Below are 13,102 nucleotides of genomic sequence, written 5' to 3' on the forward strand. Positions count from 1 at the left end.
CTCTGCAGTCTATATCAAAACTGGTTAACTATCAGTCTTTAAGTGGCACGACCAATAGGTCAACAGGCGTGCAGTTAATCAGTTGTCTGGTTGATGAAAGCAGTTTGCTCCAAAAGTCCTGATGATGTCCGCATACCACAAGGTCAAAGTTGAATTCTTGGATAGTCTCGCACAGCTCATTGCCAAGGTCGCCACTGCCTACCAACGTATGTTTAATCGGGAAGTTGGCGTGATCAGCAAAATTTTGTAGCTGTGTTTGAGAAGCTTGAATCGCTTGATGTTGTGTTTCTGCTAAATTGATATCGATAAGGCCCGTGTAAAGCTCGGCATAGTTAACATCAATGTGAACAAACGAGACTTCGGCGCCAAGCGGTTTAGCCAGTGAAACCGCTTTATCGATCAGAAGTTTACTGTCTTCAGTTAGGTCGACGGCAACCAAAATATGTTTATAAGTCATAGTGCTAGCTCCTTTAGGTGACTATCTAAAGGTTAGCACCAAGGATAAATAATTTATGCCGCCATGATCTCAGATCCACATTCATTCGACAAAGTGTTATCGTTGCAGTCATGTTATAGTCAGTTTAAGTTCATAGACTTAGTAGGAGTGGCAAATGCTTGCACAAGCGATGGTTGATCAATTGAATGAGCAAATTAATCTCGAATTTTTCTCATCCAATCTATACTTACAAATGAGTGCTTGGTGTGAAGACAAAGGTTTTGAAGGCGCAGCTGAGTTTTTACGAGCGCATGCCGTAGAAGAAATGGAGCACATGCAGCGTTTGTTTACGTATGTAAGTGAAACAGGAGCAATGCCAATTCTAGGTGCAATTGAAGCACCAAACCATGAGTTTGCTAGCCTGGGTGAAGTGTTCCGTGAAACGTACGAGCACGAGCAAATGATTACCGCGAAAATCAATAAGCTTGCTCATCTGGCGTTTACATCTCAAGACTACTCAACTTTCAACTTCTTGCAGTGGTACGTGGCTGAGCAGCACGAGGAAGAGAAGTTATTTAAAGGGATTTTAGATAAGCTGGAACTGGTTGGTGAAGATGGCAAAGCGCTGTTCTTTATCGATAAAGATCTAGCGGCTCTAGCAAAAGAAGGTTCATCTTCTATTATGGATGCCCCTGCTGAATAACTTTCAGCGAAAGACTCTCTAGTAAGATCGTCTTTTTCTTCTGGGCATCAAATGAAGATGTAGGGAGGAAAAGATGATCAATGCCGATACCATTCTATTTGCGCTTATGCTGGTCACTATCGTTAATATTGCGAGATACCTGACAGCGCTGCGTTCTCTGATTTACATTATGCGTGAAGCCCATCCACTGTTATACCAACAAGTTGATGGCAATGGCTTTTTTACCACGCATGGCAATGTCACCAAACAAGTCAGGCTTTATCACTACCTAAAAACCAAAGAATACCATCACCATCATGATGAGGTGTTTACGGGTAAGTGTGAACGCGTTCGAGAGCTTTTTATCCTTTCCGCATCCTTGGTGGGTGTGACTCTCTTTGCTTCATTTATTCTCTGATTGGTGAATTGGCAAGCAGCCAGAATACCGATAGAATAGCGACCTAAATTGCCAAGGATGTGCTGTATGCACATCCTTTTTTATTGGTTTACGTTGAGAAGTTGTCATGGCAGAAAAGTTTGATGTCGTCATTATTGGTGCAGGTGCTGCGGGTTTAATGTGTGCTGCAGAAGCAGGCAAACGCGGACGTAAAGTTCTGGTGCTCGACCACGCGAAAAAGCCAGGCCGGAAAATCCTGATTTCAGGTGGCGGGCGCTGCAACTTCACCAACTACGATGTGACGGCCAAAAACTATCTGTGTAGCAATCCTCATTTCGTTAAATCCGCTCTGGCTCAGTACACCAACTGGGATTTCATTTCGATGATCTACAAGCATGGGATTGAGTTTGAAGAGCGCGATCATGGCCAACTGTTCTGTGTGGGTGACTGCGATTCGAAAGACATCGTGAAAATGCTGATGGCAGAGTGTGACCTGCCTTCTGTCGAGCAGCGTTACAAGCAAGATATCCACCATATTGAAAAGAGTGACTCTGGTTTTGTGCTGCATTCGAATACCGACGTTATCGAGTGTGAGTCTTTAGTCGTGGCAACAGGCGGCCTCTCGATGCCAAAGCTGGGTGCGACACCATTTGGCTATAAAATTGCAGAGCAGTTTGGTTTACCTGTACTACCAACCACGGCGGGCTTAGTACCGTTTACTTTGCACAAAGAAGACAAAGAAGATTTTGCGGATCTGTCGGGCATCGCGATTCCGGTCGAGATCAAATCAGAAAATAATAAGGTCTTTAAAGAAGCCTTGCTGTTTACCCACCGTGGTTTGTCTGGTCCTTCGGTACTGCAAATCTCGTCGTATTGGAAACCGGGTGAACCAGTGAACATCAACCTAGTGCCCGAAGTGGATGTGGACGAGTTGATTGAACGCTCGTTGGAGAAGCACCCAAACCAAACACTCAAAAACACCTTGTCAAAAGTGTTGCCAAAACGCTTGGTTGAAGTGCTGATCGAAAGAAAAGTGTTGGAAGACAAACCGCTTAAGCAGTTTGGTCCTAAGCAGCTTAAACACATTACCGAAACATTAGAAAACTGGCATATCGCGCCTAACGGTACCGAAGGGTACAGAACCGCCGAAGTCACGCTGGGTGGTGTGGATACCGATCATTTGTCTTCCAAGACGATGGAATGCAAAAACGTTAAAGGACTCTACTTTATTGGTGAAGTGATGGACGTGACGGGCTGGTTAGGTGGCTACAACTTCCAATGGTGCTGGAGTTCTGGATTTGTGGCCGGGCAGTGGGTTTAGGTTCGCAATTTCAATGAATCAGAAAATATGCCGGACGTGTCCGGCATATTACTTTTATCGGCAAAAAGTATCTCACTTCTCGGATGTTTATAAATTGTTAACCCGTAGCTTGTGAGAGATCTTTTTTGCCAAATTTGATCTGTTGGATCACTAGGCCTCCCACAATGAGTACCAACCCAATCAGTGTAGTGGGGTGAATCTCTTCACCAATAATGGTCGACAGCAGGATCAGCGAAATAAACGGTGAGGCAAAGATAAGGTTACTGATGCGCGCGGTATTCTGAGTAAGCTTCAGCGCACTAAGCCAAAGTACAAAAGTCACACCCATCTCAAACAGCCCGACATAAGTGACGGCCAGCCAACCTTGCGTGGTAATGTGAGACCAACTTGCCCCTTCATAGAGGCTGATACCTATTGCGAAAGGGATCGCGACTAAGAAACCCAATAACACGGCCACAATCGGATCGGCTTGGTTTTTCGCATTTAAAATCCAGTAGCCCGCCCATAGCAGTGTGGACAGTAAAGCTAAACCCACGCCGAGGGGACTTTCAAAGTTGAGCCCAAGGATATCGCCTTTGGTTGCTATCACAATCACACCAAAATAACTCAGTGAGCAGGCAATCCAGTCTTGTTTGCGGATCTTTTGCCCCAAGAAAAAGGCAGCCATCAGCGTCAATGTGATCGCCCAACTGTAGTTGATCGCCTGCGCTTGTGAGGCAGGCAACAAATCATAGGCCTTAAACAGGATGATGTAATAAGCGAGTGGGTTGATCAGGCCAAGAAGTAAGTAATACCAAGGGTTGGACAGAAAGGTACGTGGTAGTAAAGAGAGCTTGCCTTGCACCGCGCAAATACCGATCAGAATAATGGCAGAAACGATGCTGGCCACCGTTAACATTTGAATAGGCGTAAACTCAGCCAAAGTTAATTTGAAGGCTGTGGCCACGGTTGACCACAATAGGACGGCAGACAGGCCGAACCCTAGCGCGCGACGTTCGTTCATAATGCTCCTTGCATAAACCCAAAATGGGTAACTTCCCTTGTTATTTAGAAAATGGGATGGAATACGGTGAGCCCAGTCTATCTGTTCGATATCTAGCCGGCAAACTGGACATTTATCCAGTGCTAAAATACCATTAAATCAATAGATGAAAAACGAGTTAAACCTTTATTATGCAATGGATTCTAGAGAATCAGAGCCTAATCATCAGCGCGCTCAGTGGCGCCGTGGTAAGTGGGTTAGGCGTTGGCTGGTGGATTAAGCAAAAAATGCTGTTTAGTCATCAGCTTATGGAGCAGCAGTTAGAGTCCAGCCAACAACTCTCCGGCAATCAAATTAGCCAATTGCAGCGTGAGCTTGAACAACAGCAACAAGAGCTTGATGAGCTAGATAGTGAAAGAGATAAAGCGGCGTACGAGCTAAAACAGTCTCACGGCAAACTGATGGCGGTGATGGAGAAGCTACGTTATTTCGAAGCCGTAAAACAAGAAAGGCAGCAGTACGCCGATGACCTCAACCGTATTCGCGAGCAAAAATCTCAGCTTGAAGCTCAGCTACGGGAACAAGAAGCGCGCCACGAACAAGAAAACAAAGCCAACCATGAAAAGCTTCAATTGCTTGAGAAGGCCGAAGAACGCCTAAAACAGCAGTTTGAGCATTTGGCCAACCAGTTGTTTGAAGCCAAGACTGCCAAAGTTGACCAGCAAAACCGCCAAAGTTTAGAAGGGTTGTTGTCACCGTTGAAAGACCAACTGGAAGGGTTTAAAAAACAAGTCAACGACAGCTTTACCGTCGAAGCCAAAGAGCGCCATACCCTGGTCCACGAGTTGAAAAACCTGCAGCGCTTAAACGAGCAAATGACGCGCGAAGCAGTCAACCTGACCCAAGCTTTAAAAGGTGACAACAAACAGCAGGGCAACTGGGGTGAGGTGGTACTCGCTCGCGTGTTAGCAGAATCCGGCCTGCGTGAAGGGCATGAGTACCAAACCCAGGTCAGTTTGCAAAACGAAGCGGGCAAGCGTTATCAACCGGATGTGATTGTTCACTTACCGCAAGACAAACAAGTGGTGGTGGACTCCAAAGTCGCTTTAGTGGCATACGAGCGCTACTTCAACGCTGAAACGGATACCCAAAGAGATAAAGCCCTAAGTGACCACTTACTTGCGCTTCGAGCACATATCAAAGGCTTATCGCAAAAAGATTACCATCAGCTTAAGGGCATCCAGAGCCTTGATTATGTATTGATGTTTATTCCGGTAGAACCTGCGTTTCAGGTCGCGATTCAGGCCGACCCAAGCTTGGTCAAAGACGCGATGGAGCAAAACATCATTTTGGTCAGTCCCACCACTTTGCTGGTGGCGCTGCGTACGATTGACAATTTATGGCGCAATGAAAGGCAAAACCAGAACGCGCAAGTGATCGCAGAGCGGGCCAGTAAGCTCTATGACAAGTTACGATTGTTTGTCGATGATATGGAAAGCTTGGGCGGCGCGCTGGATCGCGCAAACCAAAACTATCAAGGCGCGATGAATAAATTGGCGACGGGCCGCGGCAACGTTATCCGACAAGCTGAAAGCTTTAAGCAACTGGGCGTGGAGGTCAAACGGCCGATATCGACCAAACTGACCGAAATGGCGCACTACGATGGGCTCACAGAAAATACAGCGCTGAATAAAAATGAGCCTATCGCACAAAGACATCCGGCTGAGGATAAAGTAAACTAATCGCCCGCAGTGCTCAGGTCATTTTTATTTATCAGTACTGCTTGAAGAGGAAACATCATGACGGATACAAGCGTGCAATCGAATACAGCTTTAGAATCGAGTGAAACAACGCACTTTGGTTTCACCACCGTAGCAAAAGAAGAAAAAGTCGAGAAAGTGGCGGAAGTATTCCACTCTGTCGCAGCAAAATACGACATCATGAATGACTTGATGTCTGGTGGTATTCACCGTCTATGGAAGCGCTTTACGATCGATTGTAGTGGTGTTCGTCCGGGTCAACGCGTACTTGACCTAGGTGGCGGTACAGGTGATTTGACGGCTAAATTTTCCCGTATGGTGGGTGATAAAGGCCACGTCATCCTAGCCGACATCAACAATTCAATGCTGAATGTCGGTCGCGATAAACTGCGTGATATTGGTATTGTGGGTAATGTTCATTATGTTCAGGCGAACGCAGAAGAACTGCCGTTCCCAGACAACTATTTTGACGCGATCACCATCAGTTTCTGTTTGCGTAACGTAACAGACAAAAACAAAGCACTGCGCTCTATGTTCCGCGTGCTTAAGCCAGGTGGTCGCTTATTGGTATTAGAATTTTCTAAGCCAGTGTTTGACCCACTGTCAAAAATTTACGACGCGTACTCGTTCCACCTATTGCCAAAAATGGGCGAACTAGTCGCGAACGATGCAGAAAGCTACCGCTACCTTGCAGAATCGATCCGCATGCACCCAGATCAAGAAACACTGAAAGGCATGATGGAAGACGCGGGTTTCGATAAAACCAACTACTACAACCTGACGGGTGGTATCGTTGCTCTGCACCGTGGTTACAAGTTCTAAGGTAGGGGTACTATGCCATTTGATCCTCTGGTAACGGCGGTCGTTGAAACGTCCCTAAACACTTTGATTAAAGACGATCCTGAGTTGGGTCGTCGTCTTGCGCGCTTGAAAGGCCAAGTCATTCAGGTGCATCTGAAAGAACTCAACAAAACCCTGACGTTTGTCTTCAGTCAGCAAATCGATGTGTTGGCGAACTACGAAGGTGAGCCGGACTGTTATTTATCGCTTAACTTGGCCGTACTGCCAGAGTTACGCGATCAGTCAAACATCACCAAGCTGATCAAACAAGATAAGCTGGTGCTGGAAGGGGATATTCAGTTAGCGCAGAAGTTTTCCCAGCTTATGACCGACTGCAAGCCAGACATTGAAGAGTGGCTGTCCCGCGCCACAGGTGATGTCGTTGCACACACGTTGGTGAAAGGGGCGGAGAACTTCGGTCAGTTTGTCAAAGCTCAGGCCAATAAGCACCAAAGCCATCTTGGTCAGGTACTGACGGAAGAGTGGAAAATTGCGCCAGCACCGTTAGAGGTCGCGCATTTCTGCGATCAAGTGGATGAACTGAAAAGCCATGCCGCACGCGTAGAAGCCAAGTTGAATCAACTTCTGGAGCGCACATGACCCCGGCTGAACTAAAGCGTTTATACCATATCACTAAAGTTCAGCTCGAATATGGTCTTGATGAACTGCTGCCTAATCACCACCTCTCCAAAGCCCCTTTGCTAGCGCGTAAAGGACTGTTTTGGATCAAGAACAAGCACCCAGAAAAAGAGCTGGGTGAGCGTTTACGATTAGCACTTCAGGAGCTTGGGCCTGTATGGATCAAGTTCGGCCAGATGATGTCGACTCGGCGCGATCTGTTCCCTCCTCATATCGCTGATCCACTTGCCTTGCTGCAAGACCAAGTGTCGCCATTTGATGGTGAGCGCGCCAAAGAGCAGATGGAAGAAGAACTGGGTGGAGCGCTAGAGAACTGGTTTACTGACTTTGATGTAAAACCGTTAGCTTCGGCCTCGATCGCTCAGGTGCATACTGCCAAGCTCAAAGAGACTAACCAAGAAGTAGTATTAAAGGTCATCAGGCCAGATATTCGCCCCGTCATTGATGCAGATCTAAAACTGATGTACCGAATGGCACGTATAGTCGCCAAAGCACTTCCTGAAGCACGTCGTTTGAAACCTGTTGAAGTGGTACGTGAGTACGAGAAGACTTTGCTCGATGAGCTGGATCTGCGCCGAGAGGCCGCCAATGCGATTCAGTTGCGCAGAAACTTTGAAGGCAGCGAAGAGCTGTACGTTCCAGAAGTTTTTTCTGACTACAGTAATAAAACTGTCATGGTTTCTGAGCGAATATATGGCATTCAAGTCTCTGATATTGAAGGGTTGAAGGCAAACGGCACCAACATGAAGCTTCTGGCTGAACGTGGTGTAAGTGTGTTCTTCACCCAGGTGTTTCGCGACAGCTTCTTCCATGCTGACATGCACCCGGGCAACGTGTTTGTTGAGCCTAAGCATCCAGAAAACCCTCAGTGGATAGGGCTGGATTGTGGCATTGTCGGTACGTTGAATAGCGAAGATAAGCGTTACTTGGCGGAAAACTTCTTGGCGTTTTTCAACCGAGACTATCGCCGTGTCGCAGAATTACATGTTGAGTCCGGTTGGGTTCCACGTGAAACCAATATCGACGAGTTTGAATTTGCGATTCGCATTGTATGTGAACCCATCTTCGCGAAACCATTGTGTGAAATCTCCTTTGGTCACGTCCTGTTGAACCTGTTTAACACGGCACGTCGATTCCATATGGAGGTGCAACCGCAGCTGGTACTGTTGCAAAAAACGCTACTCTACGTCGAAGGCTTAGGGCGTCAGCTTTATCCGCAGCTTGATCTGTGGGAAACGGCCAAGCCATTCCTAGAAGAGTGGATGATGAATCAGGTGGGACCAAAAGCGGTCATTAATGCCGTAAAAGACAGGGCACCATTCTGGGCAGAGAAATTACCTGAACTGCCGGAGCTACTTTACGATAGCTTACGTCAGGGCAAAATGATGAATGAGCGCATGGATCAACTCTACCAAGGGTACCGCTCAACTAAACGTCAGCAGGCGACAGGGAAATTTTTATTTGGTGTTGGGGCTACATTGGTCGTATGCTCGGCAATATTAGTCAACAGCACCTTTGAGCAGCTTTCTATGGCAAGCGCTATTGGCGGTGTCACATTTTGGTTGCTTAGTTGGCGAGCTTACCGTCAATAGGCGTTAAACTCTTTAAATAAGTTATTTTTAATAAGACCCGAGGTAAAGAAAAATGGGTGGTATTAGTATTTGGCAACTTCTGATCATTGCTGTGATTGTTATTCTGCTTTTTGGTACAAAAAAGCTACGCAACATCGGTGGTGATCTAGGTAGTGCTGTGAAAGGTTTCAAGAAAGCAATCAATGACGACGAGTCTGCAAAGAAAGACGCGGACGCGAGCAAAGATGCGGACTTTGAACCAAAGAACATCGAACAGCAGAAGTCAGCAGAGACTTCTGAAACTAAGAAAGACAAAGAGCAGGCATAAGACGTGTTTGATATCGGTTTTTGGGAACTGGTATTAATATCTGTCGTCGGGCTGGTGGTTCTTGGACCTGAGCGTTTACCTCATGCCATTCGTAGTATATCCCGATTTGTTGGTGCTGCGAAAAACATGGCGAATAGTGTGAAAGACGAACTCTCACATGAGCTGAAGGTACAGGAGCTGCAAGATAACTTGCGTAAAGCTGAGCAGATGGGCATGGAGGATTTAGCTCCTCAGCTGAAATCTTCTGTTGAAGAGCTCAAACGAGCCGCGCAAGAAGTCCAGCGTCCTTATGCGAGTGAGCAATCCGCAGAAAAGAAAGCGGACGATGCAGAGAGTGAAAGCGGTACTGCATCAGACACTCGCGAGTCTACAGCAGATAAGAAAGCCGAATAGTCTCTCTGGAGGAGCTGCATGTCGTGCGGCTCCTTTTTGATCTTATAAACGAGGTTAGCCATGTCTTCGGTTGAGCAGACACAACCTTTGATCAGCCATCTTTTAGAACTTCGAAACCGCCTACTAAAAGCTATTTTAGCAATTTTGGTGGTGTTCGTTGGCCTGATCTATTTTTCTAACGAAATTTACGAGTTTATCTCGAAGCCCTTGGTAGAACGTTTACCTGAAGGGGCGACCATGATCGCAACAGACGTTGCATCGCCATTTTTTACCCCACTAAAGCTGACATTGATCGCATCCGTCTTTGTCGCCGTACCGTTCATCCTTCATCAGGTATGGGCGTTTGTGGCGCCTGGCTTGTATAAACATGAACGTCGTTTGATTATGCCGTTAATGTTTTCAAGTTCGCTCTTATTCTATTGTGGTGTGGCGTTTGCGTACTATGTGGTCTTCCCGCTGGTATTTGGTTTCTTTACCGCTATTTCTCTTGGTGGCGTCGAGTTTGCGACGGACATTTCGAGTTACCTCGATTTCGTGCTCGCGCTGTTTTTGGCGTTTGGTATCGCGTTTGAAGTGCCGGTCGCGATTATTCTGTTGTGTTGGACTGGAGCGACAACCCCGAAAAGTCTCGGTGAGAAACGACCTTATATTGTGGTTGCGGCATTCGTCGTTGGGATGATGCTGACACCACCAGATATGATCTCGCAGACGTTGTTGGCGATTCCAATGTGTTTGCTGTTTGAAGTTGGTTTGTTCTTTGCGCGCTTTTATGTGCGTAAGAAAGAAGAAAACGACGATGAAGAGACAGAAAGCGAGAGTTAAATATAAAAAAGGTTGGCAAATGCCAACCTTTTTTAGTGTAGAAGAGTAAGCCTTGGATTAAGGTTACAACGCTTAAGCATTATCGGATCTTGATGACATGCCCACAGTTTGAACACACATAGACTTCTTTAATACCTAGCAACTTTTGCCAAAACGTACGGTGCTTTCTTTGTAAGTAATTACTATGATCACACATGTATGACACCTGTTTTATATTTGTTAGAGGCGTAATAGTAATCTAGTTGCTGTTCGTATTAAAGTTGAACATGAGTATTAGTTCACATTATGTTGCAATAATATCCACTAAAAATGTGCGTATTTTCACAATAGAAATAGCTGGTTAACATTTTTATCAGTGACTCTTATGACATCTTCCACAGATAATTCCGTGAGTGAGGCAATACGCTCCGCAATCAGCGGGATGTAGGACGGCTCGTTGCGCTTACCGCGGTGTGGCACCGGTGCGAGGTAAGGGCAGTCGGTTTCGAGTACAACATAGTCCATATTTAGGTGGGGGATCACTTTATCCATACCACCATTCTTAAACGTGGTGACACCACCGAGTCCAAGGTGGAAGCCGAGGTCATTGATGGCTTTTGCTTCTTCGACGCTGCCACCAAAACAATGGAATACACCAGACAGTGAGCCATCTTGCTCTTTCTCTAGCAGCGACAATGTTTCTTGAATTGAATCTCGCGTATGGATCACGACAGGCAAATTCATTTCTTTGGCCCAGTTGAGCTGAGTGGTGAACGCCATTTCTTGTTCTGCTTTATAGGTTTTATCCCAGTACAGGTCGATGCCGATTTCACCCACCGCGATAAAATTGTGCTTGGCAAACCAAGAATGAATCACCTCAAGCGTTTGCTCTACATTACTATCCACATAACACGGATGTAGGCCCATCATCGAGCGGCACACCTCTGGATAGGCCGCTTCTGTCTTGAGCATCAGTTCGATGGACTCAAGGTCGATGTTTGGCAATAGAATCTTTTCAATGCCCTGAGCCAAAGCGCGTTCAACGACCTGATCACGGTCATTATCAAATTCACTGGCATAAATGTGGGCGTGCGTATCGATCATGTTGTTTCTCAAGTCTGCTTAGATGGGGAGAGTATAAGGCAGTGTGAGCCTTTGGTCATTTTTTGCATTTTTCTATTCTGTCACTGGTCTCAACCGTTTGGAGTGATATTATGCAGCTCAAGCAGTTTCACAACACTTTCACCAGACAAGGAGAATAGAGTGTCAGTTTCCATTCAAGGTCAATTCCCTGGCCGTCGTATGCGCCGTATGCGTAAACATGACTTTAGTCGTCGTCTTATGGCTGAAAACCAGTTGTCGGTAAACGATCTTATTTACCCGATGTTCATCCTGATGGGGAAAGATCGTCGTGAGACCGTTGAATCCATGCCTGGCATCGAGCGTTTGTCTATCGACCTGATGCTAGAAGAAGCGCAGTACCTGGCTCAACTAGGTGTCCCTGCGATTGCTCTATTCCCTGTGGTCAACCAAGATGCAAAAAGCTTGTGTGCGACAGAAGCGTATAACCCAGAAGGCTTAGTGCAGCGTGCAGTCCGCTCTTTGAAAGAGCACGTGCCAGAAATCGGTGTGATCACAGACGTGGCGCTAGACCCGTTCACAACCCACGGCCAAGACGGCATCATTGATGAAGATGGCTACGTGTTAAATGATGAAACCACCAAAGTCTTGGTGAAACAAGCACTGTCACACGCTGAAGCAGGCGCGGACGTGATTGCGCCATCAGATATGATGGATGGCCGCATTGGTGCGATTCGCGAAGCACTTGAGCAAGCAGGGCACATCAACACACAAATCATGGCGTACTCAGCGAAATACGCGTCATGCTACTACGGCCCGTTCCGTGATGCAGTCGGCTCATCAAGCAACCTTAAAGGTGGCAATAAGAAGAACTACCAAATGGATCCGGCCAACAGTGATGAGGCCATCCATGAAGTTGCGCTAGACGTGAGTGAAGGCGCAGATATGGTGATGGTGAAACCAGGTATGCCATATCTAGACGTGGTTCGCCGTGTTAAATCCGAGCTTAAGGTGCCAACTTTTGCCTACCAAGTGTCTGGCGAGTATGCGATGCATAAAGCCGCGTTCCAAAATGGTTGGTTGAAAGAAAAAGACACCGTAATGGAGTCACTACTTTGCTTTAAGCGTGCGGGTGCAGATGGCATCTTAACGTACTTTGCAAAAGACGTGGCGGAGTGGTTAGCGGCAGAAAATGCGCAAGCATCTCAGTATTTGAAAGACGCTGAGTAAAAAGAGACCTTACAAATCTGGTTAATCGATGATCGCCAAAGGCCAGCAACTGCTGGCCTTTGTTCTATCTGAGGAAAGTGTTATGGCAGTGACGTATCGGCAAGGGACGCTACAGGAGTGTGTTCTGGCGGCTAACCAAATAGACGAGTTTGTCAGTAAAGAAAGTGTCGCGTCTTTGTCTGACCGTTTAGCGGGGAAGCGCTCTCTGATCCTGGTCGCGGAAGAAAAAGGCCACATTCTTGGTTTTAAAATTGGTTATGAGAGGGATAAGAACACGTTTTACAGTTGGTTCGGCGGAGTGACCAGCCGAGCGAGAAATAAAGGTGTTGCGCAGGCGCTATTAGAAGCACAAGAAATTTGGGTTCGCCAGCGTGGCTATGATCGGATCAAAGTGAAGTCACGCAACCAGTATCCAGCGATGCTCAGGCTGCTATTAAGGAATGGTTACCTGATTGAGGGAATCGAAGAAAAAGAGCTTGTGATCGAACACCGTATTCACTTTGTGAAGCCTTTACAAAACGGTCATAAAAATTAAATGAGATTTTTTCTCATTTAGGTGTTGACGCATCAAATGAGAATGGTTATTATTTATCTCGTCTTAGGGAATGAGAGAAGTTCACAAGGACGTCGAGTTACCAGATT

General features: G+C 46.5%; 14 protein-coding genes and 1 pseudogene. 12 read left to right on the plus strand and 3 right to left on the minus strand.

Annotated features, from left to right (window positions below):
• Positions 1–31: 31 nt before the first annotated feature.
• Positions 32–457, minus strand: coding sequence for a universal stress protein (locus tag VNE01S_RS13645; RefSeq protein WP_053396166.1), 426 nt, complete (start codon positions 455–457; stop codon positions 32–34).
• Between the two features lie 154 nt (positions 458–611).
• Here VNE01S_RS13645 and ftnA point away from each other — a divergent pair, with 154 nt between their 5' ends.
• The 3 genes from ftnA (at position 612) to VNE01S_RS13660 (ending at position 2,836) form a co-directional block, all read left to right on the plus strand.
• Complete coding sequence (gene ftnA / locus VNE01S_RS13650) at positions 612–1,139, plus strand: non-heme ferritin (protein ID WP_053396167.1); 528 nt, start codon at positions 612–614, stop codon at positions 1,137–1,139.
• 73 nt (positions 1,140–1,212) lie between these two features.
• Entirely contained in the window at positions 1,213–1,536 is a 324-nt protein-coding gene (uspB, locus tag VNE01S_RS13655) for a universal stress protein UspB (RefSeq protein ID WP_053396168.1), read from the plus strand.
• 106 nt (positions 1,537–1,642) lie between these two features.
• On the plus strand, positions 1,643–2,836 hold the full coding sequence (locus VNE01S_RS13660; RefSeq protein WP_053396169.1) for a BaiN/RdsA family NAD(P)/FAD-dependent oxidoreductase: 1,194 nt from the start codon (positions 1,643–1,645) through the stop codon (positions 2,834–2,836).
• A gap of 97 nt (positions 2,837–2,933) precedes the next feature.
• Here the strand turns inward: VNE01S_RS13660 and VNE01S_RS13665 are convergent, their stop codons facing one another.
• Positions 2,934–3,839: a DMT family transporter gene (locus VNE01S_RS13665; protein WP_053396170.1), complete on the minus strand. Its 906-nt coding sequence runs from the start codon at positions 3,837–3,839 to the stop codon at positions 2,934–2,936.
• A gap of 170 nt (positions 3,840–4,009) precedes the next feature.
• Here VNE01S_RS13665 and rmuC point away from each other — a divergent pair, with 170 nt between their 5' ends.
• The 7 genes and pseudogenes from rmuC to tatC all read left to right on the plus strand — a co-directional run bounded on the left by rmuC (position 4,010) and on the right by tatC (position 10,171).
• Positions 4,010–5,560 (plus strand): DNA recombination protein RmuC, encoded by a 1,551-nt coding sequence (gene rmuC / locus VNE01S_RS13670; RefSeq protein ID WP_053396171.1) that lies wholly within the window; start codon positions 4,010–4,012, stop codon positions 5,558–5,560.
• Positions 5,561–5,617: 57 nt separating this feature from the next.
• Positions 5,618–6,400 carry a bifunctional demethylmenaquinone methyltransferase/2-methoxy-6-polyprenyl-1,4-benzoquinol methylase UbiE gene (ubiE, locus tag VNE01S_RS13675; RefSeq protein ID WP_053396172.1) on the plus strand — a complete coding sequence of 261 codons (783 nt, stop codon included), beginning with the start codon at positions 5,618–5,620 and terminating at the stop codon, positions 6,398–6,400.
• Between the two features lie 12 nt (positions 6,401–6,412).
• The gene (locus VNE01S_RS13680; protein ID WP_053396173.1) at positions 6,413–7,018 is read left to right on the plus strand and encodes a ubiquinone biosynthesis accessory factor UbiJ; all 606 of its coding nucleotides are present in this window, start codon (positions 6,413–6,415) and stop codon (positions 7,016–7,018) included.
• Positions 7,015–8,649 (plus strand): ubiquinone biosynthesis regulatory protein kinase UbiB, encoded by a 1,635-nt coding sequence (gene ubiB / locus VNE01S_RS13685; RefSeq protein ID WP_053396174.1) that lies wholly within the window; start codon positions 7,015–7,017, stop codon positions 8,647–8,649. The genes VNE01S_RS13680 and ubiB overlap by 4 nt, the downstream gene beginning before the upstream one ends.
• 52 nt (positions 8,650–8,701) lie before the next feature.
• Positions 8,702–8,956, plus strand: a complete 255-nt coding sequence (gene tatA, locus VNE01S_RS13690) for a Sec-independent protein translocase subunit TatA (protein WP_053396175.1) — start codon at positions 8,702–8,704, stop codon at positions 8,954–8,956.
• A 3-nt stretch (positions 8,957–8,959) separates the two neighbouring features.
• A pseudogene (gene tatB / locus VNE01S_RS13695) lies at positions 8,960–9,254 on the plus strand (Sec-independent protein translocase protein TatB); the annotation flags it as partial.
• 155 nt (positions 9,255–9,409) lie between these two features.
• On the plus strand, positions 9,410–10,171 hold the full coding sequence (gene tatC / locus VNE01S_RS13700) for a twin-arginine translocase subunit TatC (RefSeq protein WP_053396177.1): 762 nt from the start codon (positions 9,410–9,412) through the stop codon (positions 10,169–10,171).
• 321 nt (positions 10,172–10,492) lie between these two features.
• Here the strand turns inward: tatC and VNE01S_RS13705 are convergent, their stop codons facing one another.
• Positions 10,493–11,254, minus strand: a complete 762-nt coding sequence (locus VNE01S_RS13705) for a TatD family hydrolase (RefSeq protein WP_053396178.1) — start codon at positions 11,252–11,254, stop codon at positions 10,493–10,495.
• A 159-nt stretch (positions 11,255–11,413) separates the two neighbouring features.
• Between VNE01S_RS13705 and hemB the strand changes: the two genes are divergently transcribed.
• Both hemB and VNE01S_RS13715 read left to right on the plus strand, forming a co-directional pair.
• Positions 11,414–12,460: a porphobilinogen synthase gene (gene hemB / locus VNE01S_RS13710; RefSeq protein WP_053396179.1), complete on the plus strand. Its 1,047-nt coding sequence runs from the start codon at positions 11,414–11,416 to the stop codon at positions 12,458–12,460.
• Between the two features lie 82 nt (positions 12,461–12,542).
• Positions 12,543–12,995, plus strand: coding sequence for a GNAT family N-acetyltransferase (locus VNE01S_RS13715; protein ID WP_053396238.1), 453 nt, complete (start codon positions 12,543–12,545; stop codon positions 12,993–12,995).
• The last annotated feature ends 107 nt before the right edge of the window (positions 12,996–13,102 follow it).

The organism is Vibrio nereis NBRC 15637, assembly GCF_001591105.1.
Lineage (GTDB): Bacteria > Pseudomonadota > Gammaproteobacteria > Enterobacterales > Vibrionaceae > Vibrio > Vibrio nereis.